We start from the raw sequence: 22,976 nt of genomic DNA on the forward strand, positions 1-22,976 counted from the left end.
AGATCTGACGGCTCGGGGAGCGCGGCCGGCGGTCGACGCTAGGCACGCAGGGGCAATGACAACGTTGACAACAAGGGGACAGTGTCAGACGTGCCGAATTCGCCTGTCAACCCTCCGTCGAGCCCCATCGACGGACATCGGCACCTCGGGTCAGCGTTGGAGTCTTGACGAACGTGCGGCCTGAGGCCAAAACTAGGCGGAGCTTTGACAACGATGTCATGCCATCCGACCTACGTTGCCGTGCCTCCGCGCCACGAGGTCTCCGCACCACGAGCCAAGGAGCGCCGATGCTCGACGACCATGCCGAGGACACCCGCGAGAGAGCGCGGTTGTCGCGCCGCGACATCCTGCGCACGGGGGCCACTGTGCTCGCGAGCGTCAGCCTGTTCGGGGCGTTCGAGGACCGGGCCGTCGCGTCGCCCGCCGCAGCGGGCCAGGCGCCCGCCGGCGACCTGGCGCTCTACCGCCCCGTACAGGTCTCCTCGACCGCTTACGCCCCCACTCCCGGTCACTTCGTCGTCGACCGCATGGCGAGCAGCGGGCCCCGCGGCAGCGGGTGGCGGGCGGCCGACGCCGAGACCCCGCAGTGGGTGGCCGTCGATCTTCAGGCGGCGTGTCAGGTCACCTCGGTCGTCCTCGTCTTCGAGGCGGCCGAGGGCGACGTCGTGTTCAAGCCCGCCGACGACGTCAACCCTCGCGTGAACACGACGGGCTGGGAAGTCCTGTCCAGCTACGCCACCCGCTTCCGCATCGAGGTCTCGCCCGACGGAAAAGCGTGGAAGACGGTCAAAGAGGGCACCACCAAGGCCGGCGGCACCGTCGAGGTGGCCCTCGACCAGCCCGTCACGACGCGGTGGATCCGCATGGTCGGCACCGCGCTGTCCAACCCGAACCCCCTGGGCCTGAACTCCTTCCAGGTCCTCGGCACCGCGCCGGCCAACCGTCCGCGGTCGTCGGGATGGACCGACTGGACGAGCGGCGCCCGGCCGGTCCCCCCGCTCAAGGTCGCGGACGACGGCACCGTGCCGATCGAGTCGGGCTGGAACCTCACCCTCGAAGGATTCGCCGGCACCGGTGACGGATCGCGGCTGTCGTCCCCTGAGGTGGACACCTCGCGCTGGTTGCGGGCACAGGTGCCGGGCACGGTACTGGCCTCCCTGGTGGAGGAGGGCCACCTGCCCGACCCCGTGCGGGGCCTCGACAACCTCCACGTCCCGGAGGCGCTCAGCCGCAACTCCTGGTGGTACCGCCGCGTCTTCGACGTCCCGCATGGTTTCGGCGCCCGCGGCCATGACCACGTCTGGCTGGAACTGGACGGCGTCAACCACCAGGCCGAGATCTGGCTCGACGGCACCAAGGTGGGCGAGCTCGCCCACCCGTCCGCGCGCGGCGCCTTCGACGTCACCGCCCGGCTCCAGAACGGCGGGCGGCACGTGCTGGCCGTCCGCATCGACCCCATGCCCTACCCGGGCAGCCCCGGGGACAAGGGTCCCGACGGCATCCCCTACGCCGACGCCGGCTCCGGCATGATGATGCGCAACGGCCCCACCTACCTGGCGGTGTCCGGCTGGGACTGGATGCCCGCGGTACGCGACCGCGTCATGGGCATCTGGAACCATGTGCGGCTGCGCTCGACAGGCCCGGCCGTCATCGGCGATCCACGGGTGGACACCGTGCTGCCCGATCTGCCGGAACGCTCCCGGGCCGACGTCACCATCACCGTGCCGATCCGTAACGCCTCCGCGAACCGGCGTACGGTGACGGTCCGGGCCCGGCTCGGCGACGTCCGCGTCCGCAAGGACGTCCCGGTCGACGGCGGGAAGATCGCCGACGCGGTCTTCACCCCGGACGAGTTCTCCGCCCTGCGCCTGTCCGACCCGGCCCTGTGGTGGCCCAACGGCTACGGCGATCCCACCCTGCACGACCTGGAGGTCTCCGCCTCGGTCGGCGCCGTCACGAGCGACCGGCGCACCGTACGGACCGGGTTGCGCCACCTGCAGTACGCCTCCGAGAACCCCATCACCTTCGAACCGGGCGCCAACCGCGTCGAGCAGACCGTCGACATCCCGACGCAGCAGGCCCGATACGTCCGTGTGCAAGCGGGCCGTCGCGCCACCGGCTACGGCGTCTCCCTGTGGACGCTGTCCGTCATCGACAGCGCCCAGCCCCAGACCGACCTCGCTCTGCACGGCGACGCCTCCGCCTCTTCCACCGACAATTCCAGCAATCCCGCTTCGGCCGCGGTGGACGGCGACCCCCAGACCCGCTGGTCGTCCGCCTACTCCGACAACCAGTGGATCCAGGTGGACCTGGGCAAGACACGAACCTTCAACCGGATCACCCTGCTCTGGGAGGTCGCGTACGCCCTGACCTTCACCATCCAGGTCTCCGACGACGGTCAGAAGTGGACCGATGTCCAGGCCGTCGACAACCGGCCTCACCAGCTGCAGATCAGCGTCAACGGCGTGAAGATCATGTGCCGTGGCGGCAACTGGGGATGGGACGAACTGCTGCGCCGCATGGGGGGCGGCCGCATGGAGGCCGTGGTCGAGATGCACCGCGACATGAACTTCACGATGATCCGCAACTGGCTCGGCAGCAGCGACCGCGAGGAGTTCTACGCCCGTTGCGACGAGAACGGCCTGCTGGTGTGGAACGACTTCTGGAACGCGTGGTTCCTCGACCCGCCGGACCACGCGCTCTACCTCGACCACGTACGCGACACCGTGCGACGGTACCGATCGCACCCGTGCATCGCGGTGTGGTGCGGCGCCAACGAGGGCACTCCTTCGGGCGAGATCGACGAGGGCGCCAAGACGGCCGTCGCCGAGGAGCATCCCGGCGTGCGTTACGTCAGCAACTCGGCGGCCGGCGTCGTCAGCGGCGGCGGGCCGTACGCCTGGATCGATCCCGCGCAGTACTACTCGCCCCACACTTACGGTGCCGGCACCTTCGGCTTCCACACCGAGATCGGCATCCCGACCGTGTCGGTCGTCGAGAGCATGCGCAACCTGGTGGGCGACGAGGAGGGCTGGCCCATCGGCACGGTGTGGAACTACCACGACTGGTCCACCCGCGGAAACCAGTACCCGCAGAACTACAAGGCGGCGATCGACGAACGCCTGGGCGAGTCGTCCAGCCTGGAGGAGTTCTGCGCCAAGGCGCAGCTGGTCAACTTCGAGTCCATGCGCGCGATGTTCGAGGCGTGGAACGCCAATCTGTGGAAGGACGCCAGCGGCCTGCTGCTGTGGATGTCCAACCCGGCCTGGCACAGCACCGTGTGGCAGACATATGACTACGACCTCGACGTCAACGGCAGCTACTATGGCGCCCGCGCCGGCTGCGAGGCGCACCACGTGCAGGCCGACCCACAGCACTGGAACGTGATCGCGGTCAACCACACCGCCGGCGAACTGCGCGCGGCGGTCGTCGAGGCCGAAGTGCTGGACCTGTCCGGTCGGCGGCTGGCGGCACTTCAACGGCAGACCGTCGACATCGCCGCCTCCTCGACGGCGCCCGCCTTCACCGTCGCCCAGCCGGGCGGTGACGTCCCCCTGCACCTGGTCCGGCTGCGCCTCACGGACGCCGACGGGAAGAAGCTGTCGGAGAACACCTACTGGCGCTGCGCCGAGCCCAAGAATCTCCAGGCGCTGACCAAGCTGTCCGGAGCCGTCTTGCGCCTCACCGGAGGCCACGTCCGCACCGGACGTGACGGCCGCCTGACCACCACGGTGACCGTGCGCAACACCGGCGACGTCGTCGCCCCGATGGTCCGGCTCTCGCTCCGCGACCACCGGTCGGGAACCCGGGTGCTGCCCACCCGATACTCCGACAATTACCTGTGGCTGCTGCCGGGAGAACAGCGGACCGTGACGATCTCCTGTCCACGAGGCGAGCTGTCTCCCGGGCACCTGGAGGTCACGGCGCAGGGCTACGGCACCTCCCGCGTCTCGGATCGCCCAGGACGCTGAGGCCCGGCCGAACGAGGGATCACTCGAGTCCCGGCGCGCCGCGTCCTGGCGGGCGGCGTGCCGGGCCGAGCAGTATCGAGGCAGGATCCAACGTCCTTTACGCTCATCTCGGAGGGCAACCCGCGCTGAACGGATACAGTGCGCTCTTCCGCTGAGAGGCTGACATGCAGGACGTTCGTGACAATGGGGTCGCGGGTGTGGACCTGGCCGGCGTCGACCTGAGTGTGCTGGAGGAGATCCAGCGCCGGGTGCTCTGGCTGGCCGTGCGCATCGTCGACGCGGCCAACCGGGAGCGCAGCACCGGCGATGGCGTGAAGGTCGGCGGGCACCAGGCGTCGAGCGCGTCGCTGGTCACCGCGATGACCGCGCTGTGGTTCGCGCACCTGAACGCCGAGGACCGGGTGAGCGTGAAGCCGCACGCCTCCCCGGTGTTCCACGCGATCAAGTACCTCCTCGGCGACCTCGACCGGTCCTACCTGACGACCCTGCGCGCCCGCGGCGGCCTGCAGTCCTACCCGAGCCGTACGAAGGACCCCGACGACGTCGACTTCTCCACCGGCTCGGTCGGCCTCGGCGCGGCGGCGCCGCTGTTCGCCGCCGCGGTCCGCCGTTACGTCGACGCGCACTGGGGTGACGGGTCCGGGCCGGCGGCGCGGTTCGTCGCGCTGCTGGGCGACGCCGAGCTCGACGAGGGCAACGTCTGGGAGGCCATCGCCGACCCGGCGACCCAGGGCCTCGGCAACGTCATGTGGGTCGTCGACTTCAACCGGCAGTCCCTCGACCGCGTCGTGCCGGGCATGCGGATCGCACAGTGGCGCGGCCAGTTCGAGGCGGCGGGCTGGCACGTCGTCGAGGTGAAGTACGGCCGGCGGCTGCGCGAGGCGCCCGCCGCCGTGCGCTCCTGGATCGACGCGATGCCGAACGAGCACTACCAGGCGCTGTTCGGGCTGACCGGCACGAAGCTGCGCGAGACGTTCCTGGAGGGGGCACCGGCCGAGGTCGCCGCGGCCGTCGCCGGCCTGCCCGACGACGAGCTCGCCGGGCTCGTGCAGGACCTGGGCGGCCACGACCTGGTCGCCATGCTGGAGGCGTACGCCCAGTGCGACGCGGTCACCGACCGGCCCAGCGTCGTGTTCGCGTACACGGTTAAGGGCCACGGCCTGCCGATCGCCGGGAATCCGCGCAACCACTCCGCGCTGCTGACCGGCGAGCAGATCGACGCGCTGCGCACCTCACTGCGGCTGACCGACGACTGGGAGCGGTTCGACCCGGCGACGCCCGAGGGCATCCTGTGCAACCAGCGGCGCGAGGCCCTCCGCCGTACGCCCGCGCCGCGCTCGCTGGGCGTCAAGGTCCCGGCGGCGACCGGGGTGCGCACCTCGCGGCCCGTCTCGACCCAGGACGCCTTCGGGAAGATCCTCGTCGACCTGTCCCGCGCGGAGGAGGTCGCGCCGTACCTCGTCACGACCGCGCCGGACGTGGCGACGTCGACCAACCTCGCCGGGTTCATCAACCGCAAGGGCGTGTTCGCGCCCGCCGAGCAGCGGGCGTGGAGCGTCGACCCGCTGCTGAAGTGGACCGAGGGGCCCACCGGCCAGCACATCGAGCTGGGCATCTCGGAGATGAACCTCTTCCTGCTCCTCGGCCAGCTCGGCCTCGCCGGCGACCTGCACGGGCAGCCGCTGCTGCCGGTCGGCACGGTGTACGACCCGTTCGTCTGCCGGGGGCTGGACGCCTTCATCTACGGCGTCTACTCCGGGGCGCGGTTCGTCGTGGCCGGTACGCCGTCCGGGGTGACGCTCGCGCCGGAGGGCGGGGCGCACCAGTCGACGATCACGGCCTCGATCGGGCTGGAGCTGCCCAACGTCACCTACGTCGAGCCGGCGTACGCCACCGCCCTGGACTGGCTGCTGTGCGACGCGCTCGGCCGGATCGCCGCCGGCCCGGCCGAGACGACCACCGCGGTTCCGGCGGAGGATGGCGCCTACTACTTCCGCCTGACCACACGGCCGCTGGACCAGGCGCCGTTCGAGGGGGCGCGGGAGCGTCTCGGCGACGCGGTGCTGCGCCGCCAGGTGCTCGCCGGGGCGTACGTGCTGCACCGCTCGCAGATCGACGGACCGGCCGTGCAGCTGGCCGCCTCGGGTGCGGTCCTGCCCGAGGCCCTCGCGGCGGCCCGCGAGCTGGAGGAGGAGGGCATCGCCGCCCACGTCGTCGACGTGACCTCGCCGGACCGGCTGTACTCCGCGTGGCAGCGGACCCTGCGGCAGGGCGTACGGACGGCGAGCACGCCGTCCGAGGCGGGCGCGCTGCGGGCGGCGTTCCCGGTCCGCGCACCGATCGTCACGGTGCACGACGCGGCCTCGCACGCCCTGGCCTGGCTCGGCTCGGCGTTCGGCGTGCCGTGCGTGCCGCTCGGCGTCGACCAGTTCGGCCAGTCCGGTTCGATCGCCGAGCTGTACGAGCTGCACGACCTGCTCCCGGGCTCGATCGTGAACGCCGCCCTGGCCGCTCTCGCACTCGGCTGACCACGTACGTCCGCCGGCCCGGTCGACGGGCCGGCAGACAGGGTGGTGCTCAGTGGTTCGTCGGGACGTAGATCGGCTGCGGCACGGTGGGCGCGGCGGCCGTCGGCTCGCCGTGGGACACGCCGGGCAGCCAGGACAGGGCGCGCGGGAGGTACCAGTTCCGCTCGCCGAGCAGCGTCATCACCGCCGGCAGCAGCACCGCCCGTACGATCGTGGCGTCCAGCAGCACGGCGATGGACAGCCCGACGCCCATCTGCTTGAAATCCTGCATCGACAGGGTGCCGAAGACGGCGAAGACCGCCACCATGATCACCGCCGCGCTGGTCACGGCGCCGGCGGTCGCCCGGATGCCCTGCGCCACCGCCGCCGTGGTCGGGACACCGCGGTCGTACGCCTCGCGGATCCGCGACACCACGAAGACGTGGTAGTCCATCGACAGCCCGAACAGCACGACGAAGACGAACAGCGGCAGCCATGCCTCGATGGCGCCGACGCCCTGGGTGCCGACGAGGCTCGCGCCCCATCCGTGCTGGAACATCGCGACCATCACCCCGTACGCCGCGCCGACCGACAGCAGGTTGAGCGCGATGGCCGTGGCGGCGATGGGCACGGAGCGGAACGAGATCAGCATCAGCAGGAACGTGACGCCCAGCACGAACAGGAAGACCGGCACGATGCTGTCGCGCAACTGGGCGTTCCAGTCGGTCGAGAAGGCCAGGGGGCCGCCGACGCGCGCCTCCGCGACCCCGCCGAGCGCCGCGGGCACCAGGCGCTGCCGCAGGGTCGCCAGCGCGTGCCGCGACGTGGCGTCCGAGCCGTTGCCGGCCAGCGGCACGCTGATCGTGGCGACGTTCGCCGCGGCGTGGACCTGCTCGCGGATCGGCTGCCCGAACTCCCCGTTCCGCCGCGCGGCGTTCCGCAGCGACGCGATCGCCTGCCGCACGCGGGGTGCCTGGATGTCGGACGCCTTGACCACGACGAGGGCCGGGTCGTTCCCGCCGGGGAACGCCGCGTTGATGCGCTCGTAGGTCTTGATCAGGGCGGTGTCCTTCGGCACCTGCTGATCGATCCGGAGCTTCTCGGTGTGCATGCCGAGCGCGGGCGCGGCGAGCGCGAGCAGGAACGCCGCGGCCAGCGCGGCGGAGACGCCCGGCCTGGCCAGCACCGGACGCAGGACGGCGTTCCAGAACCGCCCGCTCGACCGCCTGCGGCGCAGGAAGGGGATGCGCCCGAACTCCACCCTGTCGCCCAGCAGCGACAGCAGCGCGGGCAGGACCGTCACCGAGCCGATCACCGCGATGAGCACCACGAGGATCGTCGCGACCGCGAACCCCTCGAAGATCGCCATCCCGGACATGAACATCCCGGCCATCGCCACCATGACCGTCAACCCGGACACCAGGACCGAGCGGCCGGACGTCGCGGCGGCGATGCGCAGCGCGGTCTCCCGGTCCCGTCCGGCGGCCCGCTCCTCGCGCTCACGCCGCAGGTAGAACAGGCAGTAGTCGACGCCGACGGCAAGGCCCATCAGCAGCATCACCGAACTCGCCGAACCGTCCATGTGCATGGCGTGGCTGATCACGGCGAGCAGTCCGTTGGCCGCCAGGAACGCCGTCAGCGCGATGCCCACCGGCACCACGGCGGCCAGCAGCGCGCCGAAGGCGACGAGCAGGATGCCCAGCGCGAGCGGCACGGCGGTCAGCTCCGCCTGGGAGAAGTCCTTGCCCAGCGTCTTGTTGAACCAGCGGTTCCCGGACGCGTCACCGAACTCCTCGACCCGGACCTCAGGGTGCGCGGTACCCGCCCGCGCCACCGCGGCCTGGACGGGCTCCACCCGGTCCGCCGCCGTCTTCGGATCCCCGGCCATGTCGAACTGCACCAGCGCGTCCCGGTGATCACGGGAGATCAGCGGCTCGCGGACGGTCGCCGCCCGCCCGCTGTCCCGGATCGCGCGGGTGACGTCCGGGACCGCCGCGCGGAATCCGTCCGGGGCCGCGCTGTGGATCAGCACCATCTCCGTGGCCGGGCTCGTGATGCCGGCCTCCTCGAGGATGCGGACCGCGCGCCCGGAGTCCCCGGCGCCCTGCTCGCCGTCGGTGAGCTGCCGCTGCCCGGCCATCCCGCCGATGAGCACCGCCGCCACGACGAACACCAACCACCCGATTATCGCCGTCTTCCTGTGGCGGGCACTCCAGCCGCCCAACCGAGCGGCCAGGTTCTCCTCCATCGGCGTTCTCCTTCACCGTCTGACGGGTACGTCTCTTCGCTGAAGACGGTAGGAATCCGGGGATCTCAGCCCCAGCCGGTGGGCACCCGGCTTCCCCGTGGGGGTGACCACCCGTGGACGGTGTCGCTGGCTACACCTTGACCCGACTCGCTGTCCCTATTCTTGACTCATGAGCGCGCAGCCCCAGTTCGACCGCGGCCACACGGACGACCTCGCCGACTTCATCGCCGCCAGTCCCTCGCCCTACCACGCGGTCGCCAGTGCCGCCGAGCGCCTGGAGAAGGCCGGGTTCCGCCAAGTGGCGGAGACCGACCCCTGGACTGGGGAAACGGGTGGACGATACGTCGTACGCGGCGGCGCGATCGTCGCCTGGTACGTCCCGGAGGGGGCGGGTCCGGAGACGCCGTTCCGGATCGTCGGCGCGCACACCGACTCGCCGAACCTCCGGGTCAAGCCGCGACCCGACTTCGCCGCCCATGGTTGGCGTCAGATCGCTGTCGAGATCTATGGGGGGCCGCTCCTCAACAGCTGGCTCGACCGCGACCTCGGCCTGTCCGGCCGGATCGTGCTGCGCGACGCCACCACGCGGCTGATCGCCGTCGACCGCCCGCTCCTGCGGGTGCCGCAGCTGGCCATCCACCTGGACCGGAGCGTCAACGAGAACGGCGTCGTCCTCGACCGGCAGCGGCACGTGCAGCCGATCTGGGGCCTCGGCGACGCCCACGAGGAGACGCTGATCCGGTTCGTCGCCGAAGAGGCCGGGGTGGACGCCGACGACGTCGTCGGCTGGGACCTGATGACCCACGACGTCCAGCCGCCCGCGTACCTCGGCCGGGACCGGGAGCTGCTCGCCGCCGCCCGGCTGGACAACCAGCTGTCGGTGCACGCGGGCACGGCCGCGCTCGCCGCGGCCGCCGGCTCACCCGGCCTGTCCCGCATCCCGGTCCTCGCCGCCTTCGATCACGAGGAGAACGGCAGCCAGTCCGACACCGGCGCGTCGGGCCCGCTGCTCGGCGCCGTCCTCGAACGCTCGGTCTTCGCCCGCGGCGGCTCGTACGACGACAAGGCGCGTGCGTTCGCCGGGACGATCTGCGTCTCCGCCGACACGGGCCACGCCGTCCACCCGAACTACCCCGAACGGCACGATCCGACCCACCGCCCGATGCCGAACGGCGGGCCGATCCTCAAGGTCAACGTCAACCAGCGGTACGCCACCGACGGCATCGGCCGCGGCGTCTTCGCCGCGGCCTGCGACCGGGCGGGCGTGCCCTGTCAGGAGTTCGTCTCCAACAACGCGATGCCGTGCGGGACCACCATCGGCCCCATCACCGCCGCCCGGCACGGGATCAGCACCGTCGACATCGGCGTTCCGATCCTGTCGATGCACTCGGCCCGCGAGCTGTGCGGCGTGGACGACCCGCACCTGCTGGCGAGCGCGCTGAAGGCGTTCCTGGAGGGCTGACCGGGCTCAGCCGGTGACCTTGACGGTCACCGTGGCGGTCGCGACGGCCGCCGGCAGGCGCGTCGTGTCGATCTCCAGGTACTCGCCGTCGTCCTGCCGGCCGTCCGGCAGCGTCTTGGTGTGCAGCGCGAACGGCGGCGCGTCGTTCGTGATCCCGTCGATGCCGAAGTCGCTGTCGTTGCTGATCACGAGGGTACGCCCGCCGTCGGTCGTGGCGACGCCCTCGATCTTGTCGTGCCCGAAGAAGCCGCCCGCCGGGTCCAGGCGGGTGAGCAGGCCGCCCAGGTCGAGGCCGAGGCTCTTGCGGACCGGCGTCACGCCGGCCGAGGCCAGCGCCGCCTGCGCCGTCGCGGTGTCGTCCGCGCCGACGTACGCGTCGATCGTCCGGTGATCGGCGCCGACGAGCAGCCCGCCCTTCGCCGCGTCGTAGCCGGCGCCGGGCACCGACGCCCGCGGCCCGACGTCCGTCGCGCCGGACAGGTCGATCGTGAACAGCCTCTTGTACGCGCCCGGCTCGGGGTTCCCGTCCCGCTCGTCGACGAGGAACCTCGTGCCCGACAGTGCGGTGATCTCGCTGACCGCGCCACTGTTCGTCTTGGGATCGTCGAGCAGGTAGACGTACTCGTGGGTGGCACGGGTGCGCAGGTCGTACGTCACGATGCGCAGCGTCGTCACGTTCTTCGTCTTGGCCGTCAGGTCGGGCTGCTGCAGCGCCGACTGCATGATCCCGACGAGCGTCCTGCCGTCGGGCGTCAGGGTCAGGCCCTCCATGCCCTTGTTCGGCACCCGGTTCGCGAGCTCGCGGGGCAGCGACCCGTCGAACGGCGACAGCCGCTCGATCGCGCGGCCGTCCCGGTCGAAGTGCGTGATGAACGGCCCGTACTCGTCCGACACCCAGAAGGACCCGTCCCGCATCGCGACCAGGCCCTCGGAGTCGTACCCGTTCGCGCTCGGCGCCAGGGTGTTCCCGTCCAGGTCGGTGAGGGTCTCCCCGGTCGTCGCCTGCGGATTGACCCGCCCGTTGTAGGGGGTGCCGTCGGCGGCCCGCAGCGGGATCGTCCGCTCCAGGACGGCCGTGCCGTCCTTCAGCCGGAACCGCCCGATGGCCGGCGTGAAGCCGGGCAGCGGCAGGATCTTCGTGCCGTTCGGGCCGTCGACGTTCGGCCCCCGGTCGGTCAGGCCGTAGAACTCGTCCCGGTGACCCGGCACGGGCGCGAGCGCCGATCCGTACGCGCCGCCGGTGACCTTCACACCGCCGATCGTGGCGAGCGGCGGCAGGTGGGTGGCGTAGAGCCGGACCGCGTCGCTGACGGTGTAGCGGAACGTGTCCGTCCCGGTGAACCCGGCGGCCGGCGTGTAGCGGAAGGAGCCGTCGGGGTTCAGGCTCAGCGACCCGTGCGCCGGGGAGGTGTGCGAGACCAGCGTGACGGGCCGGCCCCGGTCGTTCTGCAAGACGCCGTGCCCGTGGACGGTGAGCGTCCGCCCGGCCCGTACCCGGTAGGCGTCGTCCCGCGCCCTCAGGGCGGGGGCCGTACCGGCGGTCGCGATCCCCGCGCCGGAAAGGGACAGGGCGAGCGTTCCGGCGGCGGTGACCGCGACGGCTCGACGGTTCATGCGAACGTCTCCCACGGAGGTGATACAGATCTGCCAACCGGATTCTGCAGATCACGCATGGCCGTGGGACGCCCCCGAGACGACGCGCCGGTTAACCACCGAGGGTGAGTGCCCACCCGGAAGGCGCCGGGCGGCGTCAGGAGGACGCGGAGGGGCGTCAGCAGGGCGCCGGGAGGCGTCACATGCCGTAGTCCAGCAGGAGGTTCAGCCAGATCTCGCTCGTGGTCGGGAAGGACGGAACGGCGTGCCAGAGCCGGTCGAGAGTGACCTCGCCGGTCACCGCGATGGTCGCTCCGTGGAGGAGGTCAACGGTCGCCGGACCGACGAAGGTGGCGCCGAGCAGCACCCGCCGCTCCTCGTCGACGATCAGTTTCGCCCGGCCGGTGTAGCCCGGGGACTGAAGCCGGGCGCCGATCACCGCCCCCATGTCGGACTCCACGGTACGGACCGGGAAGCCGGCGGCGCGTGCCTGCGACTCGGTGAGCCCGACCGCGCAGACCTGCGGGTCGGTGAAGATGACCTGAGGGGCGCCCCGGTCGTCGGCGGTCCCGCGGAACGCCGGCAGGTCGTCGGGCCGGCCTTCGGCGCGGGCGACGATCACGTCGCCGCAGACGCGGGCCTGGTACTTGCCCATGTGGGTGAGCAGGTCGCGCCCGTTGACGTCTCCGACGGCGTACAGCCAGCCGTCCGGCACTCCCGTCGCCCGCATGCTCGCGTCGACCCGGATCGGGCCGCCGGCATCGAGACCCACCGTCTCCAGCCCGATGTCCTCCACGGTCAGGCGCCGGCCGGTGCCCACCAGGACCTCGTCCGCCTCGATCGAGGCGCCGTCGTCGGTGTGGACGGTCACCGGACCACCCGGAGCGAGGCGTTCGACGCGGACGGGGGTGCGGCCGAAGCGCACGTCGATCCCGGCCGCGGCGAACGACGCGGCCACCAGTTCCCCGGCGAACGCCTCGGTCCTGGTGAGGAGACGGTCCTCACGGACGACGACGGTGGTCTCCACGGCGCCGAGCGAGTGCAGGGCCTGGGACATCTCACAGGCGACGGGGCCGCCGCCGATGACCACGAGCCGTTTGGGCACCTGCTGGACGCTGGTCGCCTCCTGGTTCGTCCACGGACGCGCCTCGCGAAGCCCGGGCACGTCGGGGATGAGGGGATCGCTGCCGGTCGCGACCACGACGGCGTGCCGGGCCCGCAGCCGCCGGACGCCGCCGTCCGGCGTCGTCACCTCCACCCGCCGTGGTCCGGCCAGGCGCCCGTGCCCCCGCACGAACGTCGCCGGCAATCCCTCGAGCCATCCCACGTAGCCGCTGTCGTCGAAGTGGGAGACCACCTCGTCACGGCGGGCCAGCACGGCGGCCGCGTCGATCGGCCCGCTCAGTGCCAGGCCCGGCATCCGATCCACCTCGGCCGCCAGTTCCATCGGCCACAGGAGCGCCTTGCTCGGCACGCACGCGTAGTAGTTGCACTCGCCGCCCACCAGGCGCTTCTCGACGACGACGGCCGTCAGCCCGCCCCGTACGACACGCGCGGCGACCGTCTCGCCGACCGGTCCGGCGCCGACCACGATCACGTCGAAGGAGTCGTCCCCGTCTGTCATGAGATTCTCCGATCGCGGTCGGCGTGGCGGGACCCGCTGTTGGACCTGCCCCGACTCACGGCAACGGACCGGAAACACACCCCCGTGAATCCTTGGCGGAAGGAACGCCGGACGGTCGCGAAGGAGTTCGACGGCCGGGCTCCCGAGCTCACCGCCCTGATCACCGACAGCGACACCCCGCCGGCCCTGCGCCCCATCTTCACGCTGCCGGCCGGGCACCGCTGGGACCGCGTACCGGGGGTGACCCTGCTCGGCGATGCCGCCCACCTCCGGGCGCCGAACGGACGCGGGGCGCCGGCGGCCGGGACGCCGGCGGTGAAGCCGTAGCGGCCGAGCAAAGCGGCCGCCGGCAGAGGGGGTGGACCGCGGTCTCCACCCCCGGTCCTCGGATCCCCACCCGGTGACCGGCCCGGAGGCCGATGGCAGGGCCGGGCGTCGCGGCGAGGGTGGGTGCATGACAGCGAACATCGTGATCATGCAGCTGGCGATCCTGGCCGTGGTGCTCGAGTCCGATCTCGGCCGCCGCAAGATCGGCTGGTTCCGGGTGGGACGGCCGGTCATCGGCGTCGCCCTCATCGTGCCGTTCTTCTTCACCTCGCTGCCCACCGGCGGCAACGACCTGCTGCTGCAGGGCGTCAGCGCGCTGGCCGGGGCGGCGCTCGGGCTTTTCTCCGTCTGCCCGCTGCTGGTGTCCGTCGACTACCACCTCGATTGGCGACGTCGTTGGCCGCGCACCTCGCCCACCTCGGGCAGGCCCGCTGCGGTCAGCCGCTCAGGGGCCGGTTACGCGGCGGTCTGGATCGCCGTGACCGCCGCCCGGTTCGGCTTCGCCTACGGAGCCCAGCACATCTTTCCGGTAGGGCTCGGCGTGTTCATGACCACCCACCACCTGAGCAGCACCGGTCTGACGAACGGCTTCATCTTCCTGTCCGTGAGCATGAGCCTGTTCCGTAGCCTGGGGCTATGGGTACGCGGCCGCCGTGCGCGTCTGGCCCAGGCCGGCCCGGTCGTGGACGCCGCGCATACGACGGGCGTCGCACGGTGATCCTCATACCGCTGCTCACCCTCATCATCCGTACTGTCCGCGCGCTTCGGGCACGCTGTTCAGGCACGCCGTCCCGGGATAATGAGGGTCGATGAGCATCACCAGTAGATTCACCCCGGACGCGGACCATCCCGGGATCGGGCTGAGCGGTATGATCCCCGACCCGCGGGCGCGCGTCGCGGTCATGCTGGTAGGGCTGGGAGTGTCGATCTGGATCAACGTCGTCACGCTCCCCGCCGATCCGGGGATCGTGGCGCCCGTCGCCCTGGCCGTCGCCGCGCTGGCCTGGCTCGCCCTGATCGCCGGCACCCGCGGTGGCCACGTGGCCGCGGTCGCCGCGGTGATGTGCGCGGCCGGGGCGGTGATCGCCGTCACCGATACCAACGGGCTGATCTTCACCGGCGTTGCGGCGAGCATATCCGCCGTCGCATTCGATCCGGTCGCCGCCCTCGTGCTGGCCACCGCCGGTCCCGTCGCCCACTGTCTCGCAGCGATCCCCCATGGGCCGTTTCCCGGGCGCCTGCTGACCACCGCTGCGGTGGCCCTCGCCGGACTGGCGGCCGGTGCGAGCCGACGCGAGACCGAGCAGCGGGCCCGGCGCAGCGCGCTGGTCGCCACGGAACGCCGGCGTGCCGAGCTCGCTCGGGCCCAGGCGGCGCTCACCGGTGAACGCAACCGTCTCGGCCGCGAACTGCATGACGTGCTCGCCCACACCCTCGGCGCCCTGTCGATCCAGCTCACCGCGATCGACACCCTCGCCCGCAACGACGCGCCGCGCGAGAAGCTCATCACACAGATCGAACTCGGCCACGAGCTGGTCAGCAGAGGCCTGGACGAGGCACGCCAGGCGGTCCGCGCGTTGCGCGGCGAGAGTGCACCGCCGGCCGCGCAGCTCGAACGGCTCTGCGAACTCCACCAGGCAGAGCTCGAGCTGGTCGGCAGCCGGCGGGAACTCGATGCCGACATCATGCTCGCGCTTTACCGCCTCACCCAGGAAGCACTGACCAACGCCGCCAAACACGCCCCCGGCTCGCGCGTGAGCGTCCGGGTCGACTTCGGTCCGCAGGACGTGACCGTACAGGTCGGCAACACCAGACCCGCCCCGGACGCGCCCGCAGCGCTGCGCGCGAGCGGCGGCGGGTTCGGGCTCCAGGGCATGAGGGAACGCGTCGAACAGGCGGGCGGCGATCTCCAGGCGGGCCCCACGCCCGATGGCGGTTGGAAGGTCGCCGCACGCATCCCCTACCGACAAGGCAACCGCGGCGACGGGAGCAACCGATGAGCCCTGCACCGATCTCCGTCATCATCGCCGACGACCATCGGGTCGTGCGCGAGGGACTGGTCACCATTCTCGGCGCCGTCGACGGGGTGCACGTCGCCGGGGTGGCCGCGGACGGCGCGCAGGCCGTCGACCTCGCCGTCGAGCATGAGGCCGACGTGGTCTTGATGGACCTTCACATGCCCGGCACCGACGGCGTCGAGGCCACACGCCGGCTGAGGACCGAGCGTCCGGCCACGGCCGTCGTGGTACTCACCACCTACACCGACGACGACTCCATCCTCGCCGCACTCGAGGCCGGCGCCACCGGTTACCTGACCAAGAACGCCTCCGCCGCGGACATCCACCGCGCCATCGAGGCCGCCGTCTCCGGCCACGCCATGCTCGACCCGCTCGCCGCCGCCCGTCTGATCCACGCGAGCCGCCGCAACGACCCAGGCCACCCCGGGAAGGACGCCACCCTCCCCGACGGCCTCACCGAACGGGAGGGCCAGGTGCTCGGCCTGATCGCGCAGGGACTGTCCAACGCCGAGATCGCCGCCAGGCTCTACCTGAGCCGCTCGACGGTGAAGACCCACATCAATCAGATCTTCGCCAAGACCGGCAGCCGCGACCGCCCGCAGGCCATCGTGTACGCGCACCGGCATGGGATCCACGCCGAGGAGGATCCGGCCCAGCGGAACAGGTGACGGGCATGGCCCGTTGGGGCTTCAAGATCAATTCATGGGCCCCTTTGACGCTTCACGCCGCCGCTCGCCCACCGGACCCTGCCCCGCCCCGGTCGCCCGCCATGGCGGCGCGGGAAGCCGCCATCAGCGCCGAGGATCGTCGTCGCTCCCGGCACCGGAACCCTCGGCGCTAAGCCGGCGAAGCCTCAGGCCGCACGGCCGTCATGATGGTTCGACGCAGTCACCGCCGTTGGAGGAGCTGTGGCTCGCCTTGCGCCAGGCGGTGGCGACCTCGACACAGTTGCCGCCGTTGGAAGAGCTACGGCTGGCCTTCCGCCACTTCATTACAGCCATACCGGCTACCCCGCAGCCTTGCGGCTGGTCAGGGCGGCGACTTCTACGCAGTCACCGCCGTTCGGAGAGCTGTAGCGGGACTTGCGCCACTCGGTCACGGTCACAACCGCATCCATCGGTCCTGCCTCACCTTCGATATGAGGTCGACGCTCGCTTGGGCGGGAAGTGCATCCGCGCGAATCGCATCGTACCAGTTGAGGATTTCCGTGATCTCTGATGAATTGCTTGCGACGCGCCCCTCGGCGGCATCATCCAGGTAAATGGCGTCGGGCTCTCCGTCCATCGTTGCGATCACGAAAGGGCCGGACAAGCCAGCCGTTCCGGCCCTCTCCTTCGGCACGACCTGGACGGTGACATGGTTGACCGCTGCCGCCTCGATGAGAGCGGCGAGTTGATCCCGCATGATCTCCTCGCCGCCGACCAGCCGCCAGAGGACGCTCTCATCCACGATCGCCCAAAGCAGCGGTGGGTTGTCGACCGCTAGGAGTTGTTGTCGCTCGATCCGTGCCGCGACCTGTTTCTCCAGCCAGTTGCTCATCGGTGATTCCGGGCCTGCCCTTGAGGATCGTTCGTGCGTAAGCAGGCGTCTGCAGGAGACCGGGGATCACTAGCGGTTGCCAGGACCTGAGAACCTTCGCTTTTCGCTCGATCGAAATCCAGGGTTTGAACCAGGAAGGCGGTGCCGTCCTTTGGTTGGCGCATTTGATCGTTTTCCAGAGGCGGTGGAAGGAGCCGTTCGTCTGGAAGTAGGTGTCGAGGTCCTGGGCGAACGCTTCGGAGGGGGCCTTGTCGGCGAGTTCGACCGCGCCGACCCACTGGCCGGTGCAGCCGAGGGCGTCGGCGAGCTGGCCTTGGGACAGTCCCGCGTCATTGCGGTAGGTGCGGATTTCCAGGCCGAAATGACCGATAAGTGAGTCTGGAGCGAGGTCGCGCTGGGGTCGGGCCATGGAGACCTCCTCGATTCTCAACCTCCGGCCGGCGGTGGAAATCGCTAGAGCGGAGGTGATTTGCGGTTGGTTGTCGTTGGTGGCTGAGCGTAATCGGTCCGCGCGAGTCTGTAACCGGATTTCAGCGAATTCGGAGAGCGAGGGTCGCGCGAAATGGAAATACCACCGCAATGCGCAATGGTCGGGTCGCTCGTCAGGGACCTCGCGCGTTCTCTGGCCGCGCGGGGGCTCGCCGCGGAGGTCGTCGGCGCGAGCATGGTGTGGGCGGTCAACCGGGCGGTCGACGGCGAGGATCCGGTGGGCAGGGCGATGAGTCCGGGTCTGCGGCAGGCGGTCGCGTGCCGGCCGGACGAGGACGGGCGGCTGCTGTGGTGGTGGGTCTGGTCCGGACCCACCCGGGACGCGCCGTCGGAGTACGAGCCTCTCGGCCCCGCGGCCGACGTCGAGGCGGCAGCCGACCGGATCGTCTCGGTCCTGCGCCTGGACGGGGTAAGTCCGGAGGCGACGGCATGACCGCGCCGCCCACGCTCGTCGGCTCATGGCCGTCCGGCGCGCTCTCGGAGATGCAGCTGACGGTGATTCTGCGGCGGCGGTTCCCGGACACCGTGCTGTGGTTCGGTCCCTACACGCGGCACTGGTGGGCGATGCTCCCCGCGCGCGGCCGGCAGGGTCTGGACGACCCGGGCCCGCCATCAACGCCGAGGATCGTCGATGCCCGTGGCCCCGAAACCCTCGGCGCAACCGAACGTATCGGCGATCGACACGTCCGACCCGCCCGCGCTCGCGCCGTCAACGCCGAGGATCGTCGTTGCCCCCGGCACCGAAACCCTCGGCGTTGTCCGGTACGAGGTCGGTCAGCAGACTCTGGACGGCCCTAATGGCGGGGGAGGGCCAGCGGGAGCGGGGGCGTAGAAGCCAGAGTCGCTGGTCGGCGAGGCGGGGAGGCGTGAGCCGTACGAGACGGCCGTCGGCGAGTTCTTCGGCGACGGTGACGGTCGGCAGGAGGGCCAGGCCGAGACCGGCCGCGACGCACCGCTTCACCGTCTCGACGCCGCCGAACCGGGGCTGGGCCACCGGCGTCCCGGCGGCGGCCATCAGGGCGGCGAGGTCGTCGCTGTACGCGCAGCCCTCCTCCAGCAGGAGAACGCCCGCCGCCGCGAGCTCCGCCGGGGTGATCGGGCGGTCGCGGGGGAGGCCGCACGAGGCGGGCGCGACCAGGGACAGCTCGACCCGGCCCAGGTCGACCAGGTCGGCCTGTGGCGTGTCGACGGACGGCTCCAGGAGGAGGGCGAGGTCGGCGCGGCGTTCGGCGATCGCGGCCAGCGCGGTCCGGGTGTCGGCGGGGAACAGCGAGAGGCGGACCTCCGGCAACCGCTCCCGGAACACGGACAGGAGCGGCGCCAGGTGGTAGGCGCACACCGACTCGGGGGCGCAGAGCCGTACGGGACCGGCCGGGCGGGCGGCGTCGGCGGTCAGCTCGGCGAGCATGCGGTCTTCGAGGTCGAGGATCTGCTGGGCGCGTTCGGCGAGCAGCGCGCCCGCGTGGGTGGGGGAGACGCCCCCGGGGTGGCGGTCGAGCAGCGGGGTGCCGGTCAGGCGTTCGAGGGCCTGGACGTGCGTGGTGACCGTCGACTGGACGAACCCGAGCTCGGCGGCGGCCGCCGTGATCCCGCCGGCGCGTACGACCGCGAGGAAGCTGCGGAGCAGGCGTGTGTCCATCGGAGTTCTCGATCCCTCTGATCGATATTCATCGTTGGACGCGATGGTATCCCCGCCCGCAGAATCATGGGCATGACGAACACCGCATCGCAGACCCAGCGCCAGGCGGCCCCGGCGGCCGTCCTCCGGTACACCGCCTTCGACCTGAACGGAGCGGGCGGCAATCCGGCCGGGGTCGTGCTCGACGCGCGGGGGATGGACGAGGCACGGATGCAGGAGATCGCCGCCGAGGTGGGCTACTCGGAGACGGCGTTCCTGACCGAGGAGGGGGCTGGCGAGCGCCGGTACCGGATCCGGTACTTCAGCCCGCTGGCCGAGGTGGCCTTCTGCGGGCACGCGACGATCGCCACGGCCGTCGCGCTGGCCGAGCGCGAGGGCCCGGGAGACGTCGTGTTCCGTACGTCCGCCGGGGAGGTGCCCGTCGAGACCCGCGTCGAGGACGGCCGGATCCTGGCCACTCTGACCAGCGTCGCCCCTGCCGTACGCGCGGTGGACGACGCCGACCTCGCCGCGGCGCTGACCGCACTCCGCTGGGACGCGGCCGAACTCGACCCGGCCCTCCCGCCGCGCATCGCCAGCGCGGGCAACGACCACCTGGTCCTCGCCGCCGGCTCACGCGCCCGGCTCGCGGATCTCGACTACGACTTCGAGGCGCTGGGCGACCTGATGGCCCGCCGGGGCTGGACGACCGTGCAGCTCGTGTGGCGGGAGAGCGAGACCGTCTTTCACGCGCGCGACCCGTTCCCGCCGGGCGGGGTCGTCGAGGACGCCGCGACCGGCGCGGCGGCCGCGGCCTTCGGCGCGTACCTCCGCGCTCTGGACCTCGTCGTGCCCCCCGCCCGCGTCAGGATCGATCAGGGGGAGGACATGGGCCGCCCGAGCCGCCTCCTCGTCGACGTGCCCGCCGGAGCGACCTCGGGCATCCGGGTGAGCGGTACGGGAGCCCCGATCACGGACTGAGCGGATCGGCCGCCCCCGTTCGGCCGTCCCTGTCTGGTTGTTCCGTCCGGCCGCCCGGGGACGGCAGGGGTTTCCCGGGTCAGCAGGACGGCGGTCCCGATCGGCGGCTGAGACTCGGGCCGCCCGGTGCGGGACCCCGTTCGGGCCCGGGGCCCGGGGCGTGGCCGGGACTCCGGGTCGCCGGATGCGAACGGCGGCCCGTGCCTGGGGCGTGGCCGGCGTTCTCAGGTCGCCTGATGCGGATGGGTGCCTGGAGCGAGAGCGCGGTCCGGATCCAGGGCTCGTCGGGCCGTCTGGACCGGGCATTGCGGCGCGCACAGGACGTGACCGGTGGTGGGCGACGGGCCGCAGCAGGCCACCGTCGTGGTGATGACCGGGCCGGCGGCCGCGAGTGGAGCGGTCAGGACCGCCGCCGCGACGGTCAGACCCAGCAGGGTACGGGCGGGACCGAGCGGCCGGGTGCCGGTGATGAGGCGGCGCGCGCGGGCGCCCGTCGCCGTACCGCCGGCGGCCAGCACGGGCGCCGGCGTTCCGATCGGAACGGCCTCGGACAGCGTCAGCAGGCTCTCGGCCACGGTGAGGCGGCCGGTGCGCCTCGCCGCGGCGTCGTCGGCGGCCAACTCGACCAGGAAGGCGATCTGGTCCGTGGCGGCCGTGAAGGCGGGGAGCGGGCCGAACGCCCGGACCAGGGCCCGGCTCGTGGTCAGGGCGAGGTGGTGGCGCTGGCGCAGGTGGGCGCGCTCGTGCGCGAGGACGGCGCTCAGTTGCGCGTCGTCGAGGGCCGCGAGCGCGCCGCTCGTCACGACGATCCGGGAACGGCGGCCGGGGACGCAGTACACGGTCGCGGTCGCGTGGTCGACGACGGTCACGCCGAGCCGGGCGTCGGCGTGACCGACCAGGGTGAGGGCGTCGAGCCGTCGGCCTCGCTCACGGGCGGCGGCGCGGAACTCGGCGAGCAGGCACCATGCGGTACGAGTGGTCAGGGCCAGCGCGGCGACGGCGCCGGCCGCGGCCAGGACGCCCATCTCGGAGAGGGCGTCGGGGGCGCACGGCCAGTGAACGGGCCCGTAGCACCGGCCCGGGGCGACACCGGCCCGGACCGCCGCCGAGGTGGCGGTCAGCCCGGCCAGGACCACCGAGCCGACGATGGACGCCGACATGCCCAGCCAGGCGGCGACGGCGAGGCGGGGAGCGCGCGACGGCCATCCGGCCCGGCGGAGCGCGGCCGTGCCGACGGTCGCCAGCAGCAGGGCGTGTCCCAGGAGGAGCAGTGTGACGGTCATCGCGGCCGCCGGTCGGCGTCCTTGGCGGCGTCGAGCGCGCGGCGGATCTCGGCCATCTCTCCCGGCTCCATCTTCTCCATGAACCGTACGAGGGCGGCGGCACGGTCCTGCGCGGAGTCGAGCGCCTCGGCCACCAGCTGGGCGGTGTAGTCGTCTCGGCTGCCCGCCGGCCAGTAGCGGAAGGCCCGGCCGTGCTTCTCCCGGGCCAGCCAGCCCTTCCGGTAGAGGATCTCCGTCACCGTGAGCACGGTGTTGTAGGCGGGGGTCGGCTCGCGGCTCAGCCGGTCACGGACGTCCCGGACCGTGATCGCCTTGTCGGCCGACCACATCACCTCCATGATCGCCGCCTCGAGCTCCCCGAACCGCGGCATGGGTCCCCTTCCGCCTCTGCTTTCACCTAAGCCGGATAGTACATGTGATCGTCACTCGCCGACCGGGAAGTCGTAGTGGGACGGCACCCGAATGCTCGCGTGCGCCGGTCCGTACACCAGCGCGATCTCCCGGTGGGGTGCCAGTTCGATCGCGGCGGGGTCGCCGGTCTGCCGCTTGCCGTCGACGTAGGCGGTCAGCGTGCGGGTGCCGCCGGCCTTGAGGGCGCCGAGGCCCGTGGCGCTCAACGGGACACCCCATTCGGTGAACAGTTGGCCGAGCGTGTACCGCTTGCCGGTCGTGGGCGCTTCGATGTGCAGCACTCCGGTGGTGTCGTGGGTGTGCAGCTCGGACATGGCGTCGCCGGACGCCGCGATGCCCAGGTCGGCCGGAACCGGCACGGCCTTGCCGTCGACCAGGATGTCCAGGTGCGTGTGGAAGTGCACGGCGGTGCCCTCCATGGGGGCCACGGCCAGGCCTTCCTTCCGGGCGCGGTCGGCCGTGTCGTCCGGGCGGGGCCACGGCGGGCGGGCCGCCGCCGCGCCGTCCGCCGCGGCGGGGGCGGCCGCACCGCCGGGGCTCTTCTTCTCATGGGACGTCGAGGCCCAGACGCCCGCGGCCACCAGGACGGCGGCGACGCCCCCGCCCGCGACCCAGGTCGTGATCCGCCGGCGCCGCCGCCTGCGCTCCTCGGCGGCCCGCTCGGCCGCGAGCCGCTCCCGCGCGCTCCGTCGGCGCGCCGCCTCTCTGTCGCGTCCGTCCGTCTTAGCCATCCCGCGCCTCCTCGACGTAAAACCTAAGCGGCTTAGGTGAAGGGTAGCGCGCTTCGATCCCGTGATCGAGGCTCGGGTCGTACGTCGTGCCGTTCCGGGCGCGAGCGAACGTCCGCGGGGCCCCGGCACGTCCGCGCGGGCTCCGGCACGTCGGCGCGGTGTTCTCGGCGGGCG

The 22,976-nt window shown here is 71.9% G+C and carries 20 protein-coding genes; 9 read left to right on the plus strand and 11 right to left on the minus strand.

Going from position 1 to position 22,976, the window contains the following annotated elements:
- The first annotated feature begins 287 nt into the window (after positions 1-287).
- Entirely contained in the window at positions 288-3,971 is a 3,684-nt protein-coding gene (locus NDW01_RS22255; RefSeq protein ID WP_252823189.1) for a discoidin domain-containing protein, read from the plus strand.
- Positions 3,972-4,135: 164 nt separating this feature from the next.
- Positions 4,136-6,499 (plus strand): transketolase-like TK C-terminal-containing protein, encoded by a 2,364-nt coding sequence (locus NDW01_RS22260; protein ID WP_252823190.1) that lies wholly within the window; start codon positions 4,136-4,138, stop codon positions 6,497-6,499.
- A 49-nt stretch (positions 6,500-6,548) separates the two neighbouring features.
- Here the strand turns inward: NDW01_RS22260 and NDW01_RS22265 are convergent, their stop codons facing one another.
- On the minus strand, positions 6,549-8,726 hold the full coding sequence (locus NDW01_RS22265) for an MMPL family transporter (protein ID WP_252823191.1): 2,178 nt from the start codon (positions 8,724-8,726) through the stop codon (positions 6,549-6,551).
- Positions 8,727-8,895: 169 nt separating this feature from the next.
- Between NDW01_RS22265 and NDW01_RS22270 the strand changes: the two genes are divergently transcribed.
- Positions 8,896-10,188: a M18 family aminopeptidase gene (locus tag NDW01_RS22270; RefSeq protein WP_252823192.1), complete on the plus strand. Its 1,293-nt coding sequence runs from the start codon at positions 8,896-8,898 to the stop codon at positions 10,186-10,188.
- A 6-nt stretch (positions 10,189-10,194) separates the two neighbouring features.
- Here NDW01_RS22270 and NDW01_RS22275 read toward each other — a convergent pair whose 3' ends face one another.
- Both NDW01_RS22275 and NDW01_RS22280 read right to left on the minus strand, forming a co-directional pair.
- Positions 10,195-11,802, minus strand: a complete 1,608-nt coding sequence (locus NDW01_RS22275; protein WP_252823193.1) for an esterase-like activity of phytase family protein — start codon at positions 11,800-11,802, stop codon at positions 10,195-10,197.
- 178 nt (positions 11,803-11,980) lie between these two features.
- Positions 11,981-13,405: a dihydrolipoyl dehydrogenase family protein gene (locus NDW01_RS22280; RefSeq protein WP_252823194.1), complete on the minus strand. Its 1,425-nt coding sequence runs from the start codon at positions 13,403-13,405 to the stop codon at positions 11,981-11,983.
- A gap of 84 nt (positions 13,406-13,489) precedes the next feature.
- Here NDW01_RS22280 and NDW01_RS22285 point away from each other — a divergent pair, with 84 nt between their 5' ends.
- The 4 genes from NDW01_RS22285 to NDW01_RS22300 all read left to right on the plus strand — a co-directional run bounded on the left by NDW01_RS22285 (position 13,490) and on the right by NDW01_RS22300 (position 16,418).
- A complete protein-coding gene (locus tag NDW01_RS22285; protein WP_252823195.1) occupies positions 13,490-13,732 on the plus strand; it encodes a hypothetical protein in 243 nt (80 codons plus the stop codon).
- Between the two features lie 127 nt (positions 13,733-13,859).
- Positions 13,860-14,450, plus strand: a complete 591-nt coding sequence (locus tag NDW01_RS22290) for a hypothetical protein (protein ID WP_252823196.1) — start codon at positions 13,860-13,862, stop codon at positions 14,448-14,450.
- A gap of 91 nt (positions 14,451-14,541) precedes the next feature.
- The gene (locus NDW01_RS22295; protein WP_252823197.1) at positions 14,542-15,732 is read left to right on the plus strand and encodes a sensor histidine kinase; all 1,191 of its coding nucleotides are present in this window, start codon (positions 14,542-14,544) and stop codon (positions 15,730-15,732) included.
- Positions 15,729-16,418 carry a response regulator gene (locus NDW01_RS22300; protein WP_252823198.1) on the plus strand — a complete coding sequence of 230 codons (690 nt, stop codon included), beginning with the start codon at positions 15,729-15,731 and terminating at the stop codon, positions 16,416-16,418. The genes NDW01_RS22295 and NDW01_RS22300 overlap by 4 nt, the downstream gene beginning before the upstream one ends.
- Before the next feature lie 201 nt (positions 16,419-16,619).
- Here the strand turns inward: NDW01_RS22300 and NDW01_RS43060 are convergent, their stop codons facing one another.
- Genes NDW01_RS43060 through NDW01_RS22310 form a run of 4 tightly spaced genes read right to left on the minus strand, consistent with a single transcriptional unit; the run spans position 16,620 to position 17,698 of the window.
- Entirely contained in the window at positions 16,620-16,751 is a 132-nt protein-coding gene (locus tag NDW01_RS43060; protein WP_308211757.1) for a DUF397 domain-containing protein, read from the minus strand.
- A gap of 5 nt (positions 16,752-16,756) precedes the next feature.
- Positions 16,757-16,867: a DUF397 domain-containing protein gene (locus tag NDW01_RS44400; protein ID WP_406567751.1), complete on the minus strand. Its 111-nt coding sequence runs from the start codon at positions 16,865-16,867 to the stop codon at positions 16,757-16,759.
- Positions 16,852-17,199, minus strand: coding sequence for a Scr1 family TA system antitoxin-like transcriptional regulator (locus tag NDW01_RS22305; RefSeq protein WP_406567752.1), 348 nt, complete (start codon positions 17,197-17,199; stop codon positions 16,852-16,854). The genes NDW01_RS44400 and NDW01_RS22305 overlap by 16 nt, the downstream gene beginning before the upstream one ends.
- On the minus strand, positions 17,192-17,698 hold the full coding sequence (locus tag NDW01_RS22310; RefSeq protein ID WP_252823200.1) for a helix-turn-helix domain-containing protein: 507 nt from the start codon (positions 17,696-17,698) through the stop codon (positions 17,192-17,194). The genes NDW01_RS22305 and NDW01_RS22310 overlap by 8 nt, the downstream gene beginning before the upstream one ends.
- Positions 17,699-17,875: 177 nt before the next feature.
- Here NDW01_RS22310 and NDW01_RS22315 point away from each other — a divergent pair, with 177 nt between their 5' ends.
- Positions 17,876-18,211, plus strand: a complete 336-nt coding sequence (locus tag NDW01_RS22315) for a hypothetical protein (protein WP_252823201.1) — start codon at positions 17,876-17,878, stop codon at positions 18,209-18,211.
- A gap of 276 nt (positions 18,212-18,487) precedes the next feature.
- On the opposite strand, the gene NDW01_RS22320 is transcribed toward NDW01_RS22315, so the two are convergent.
- Positions 18,488-19,417 carry a LysR family transcriptional regulator gene (locus NDW01_RS22320; RefSeq protein ID WP_252823202.1) on the minus strand — a complete coding sequence of 310 codons (930 nt, stop codon included), beginning with the start codon at positions 19,415-19,417 and terminating at the stop codon, positions 18,488-18,490.
- Positions 19,418-19,489: 72 nt separating this feature from the next.
- Between NDW01_RS22320 and NDW01_RS22325 the strand changes: the two genes are divergently transcribed.
- Positions 19,490-20,377, plus strand: coding sequence for a PhzF family phenazine biosynthesis protein (locus tag NDW01_RS22325; RefSeq protein WP_252823204.1), 888 nt, complete (start codon positions 19,490-19,492; stop codon positions 20,375-20,377).
- Between the two features lie 224 nt (positions 20,378-20,601).
- Here NDW01_RS22325 and NDW01_RS22330 read toward each other — a convergent pair whose 3' ends face one another.
- Genes NDW01_RS22330 through NDW01_RS22340 form a run of 3 tightly spaced genes read right to left on the minus strand, consistent with a single transcriptional unit; the run spans position 20,602 to position 22,802 of the window.
- Positions 20,602-21,660, minus strand: a complete 1,059-nt coding sequence (locus tag NDW01_RS22330; protein ID WP_252823205.1) for a M56 family metallopeptidase — start codon at positions 21,658-21,660, stop codon at positions 20,602-20,604.
- Positions 21,657-22,031, minus strand: coding sequence for a BlaI/MecI/CopY family transcriptional regulator (locus tag NDW01_RS22335; RefSeq protein WP_252823206.1), 375 nt, complete (start codon positions 22,029-22,031; stop codon positions 21,657-21,659). The genes NDW01_RS22330 and NDW01_RS22335 overlap by 4 nt, the downstream gene beginning before the upstream one ends.
- Before the next feature lie 51 nt (positions 22,032-22,082).
- Positions 22,083-22,802, minus strand: coding sequence for a hypothetical protein (locus tag NDW01_RS22340; RefSeq protein ID WP_252823208.1), 720 nt, complete (start codon positions 22,800-22,802; stop codon positions 22,083-22,085).
- Between the last annotated feature and the right edge of the window lie 174 nt (positions 22,803-22,976).

The organism is Actinoallomurus soli, from assembly GCF_024055715.1.
GTDB classification, from domain to species: domain Bacteria; phylum Actinomycetota; class Actinomycetes; order Streptosporangiales; family Streptosporangiaceae; genus Actinoallomurus; species Actinoallomurus soli.

Excerpts from the sequence above, each read along its gene's own strand:
- NDW01_RS44400 (WP_406567751.1), bottom strand. The coding sequence starts at position 16,867 with ATGGATGCGGTTGTGACCGTGACCGAGTGGCGCAAGTCCCGCTACAGC.
- NDW01_RS22265 (WP_252823191.1), bottom strand. The coding sequence starts at position 8,726 with ATGGAGGAGAACCTGGCCGCTCGGTTGGGCGGCTGGAGTGCCCGCCAC.
- NDW01_RS22320 (WP_252823202.1), bottom strand. The coding sequence starts at position 19,417 with ATGGACACACGCCTGCTCCGCAGCTTCCTCGCGGTCGTACGCGCCGGC.
- NDW01_RS22270 (WP_252823192.1), top strand. The coding sequence starts at position 8,896 with ATGAGCGCGCAGCCCCAGTTCGACCGCGGCCACACGGACGACCTCGCC.
- NDW01_RS22315 (WP_252823201.1), top strand. The coding sequence starts at position 17,876 with ATGGTCGGGTCGCTCGTCAGGGACCTCGCGCGTTCTCTGGCCGCGCGG.
- NDW01_RS22330 (WP_252823205.1), bottom strand. The coding sequence starts at position 21,660 with ATGACCGTCACACTGCTCCTCCTGGGACACGCCCTGCTGCTGGCGACC.
- NDW01_RS22310 (WP_252823200.1), bottom strand. The coding sequence starts at position 17,698 with ATGGCCCGACCCCAGCGCGACCTCGCTCCAGACTCACTTATCGGTCAT.
- NDW01_RS22340 (WP_252823208.1), bottom strand. The coding sequence starts at position 22,802 with ATGGCTAAGACGGACGGACGCGACAGAGAGGCGGCGCGCCGACGGAGC.
- NDW01_RS22280 (WP_252823194.1), bottom strand. The coding sequence starts at position 13,405 with ATGACAGACGGGGACGACTCCTTCGACGTGATCGTGGTCGGCGCCGGA.
- NDW01_RS22300 (WP_252823198.1), top strand. The coding sequence starts at position 15,729 with ATGAGCCCTGCACCGATCTCCGTCATCATCGCCGACGACCATCGGGTC.
- NDW01_RS43060 (WP_308211757.1), bottom strand. The coding sequence starts at position 16,751 with ATGGCTGTAATGAAGTGGCGGAAGGCCAGCCGTAGCTCTTCCAACGGC.
- NDW01_RS22325 (WP_252823204.1), top strand. The coding sequence starts at position 19,490 with ATGACGAACACCGCATCGCAGACCCAGCGCCAGGCGGCCCCGGCGGCC.
- NDW01_RS22335 (WP_252823206.1), bottom strand. The coding sequence starts at position 22,031 with ATGCCGCGGTTCGGGGAGCTCGAGGCGGCGATCATGGAGGTGATGTGG.
- NDW01_RS22290 (WP_252823196.1), top strand. The coding sequence starts at position 13,860 with ATGACAGCGAACATCGTGATCATGCAGCTGGCGATCCTGGCCGTGGTG.
- NDW01_RS22255 (WP_252823189.1), top strand. The coding sequence starts at position 288 with ATGCTCGACGACCATGCCGAGGACACCCGCGAGAGAGCGCGGTTGTCG.
- NDW01_RS22260 (WP_252823190.1), top strand. The coding sequence starts at position 4,136 with ATGCAGGACGTTCGTGACAATGGGGTCGCGGGTGTGGACCTGGCCGGC.
- NDW01_RS22295 (WP_252823197.1), top strand. The coding sequence starts at position 14,542 with ATGAGCATCACCAGTAGATTCACCCCGGACGCGGACCATCCCGGGATC.
- NDW01_RS22275 (WP_252823193.1), bottom strand. The coding sequence starts at position 11,802 with ATGAACCGTCGAGCCGTCGCGGTCACCGCCGCCGGAACGCTCGCCCTG.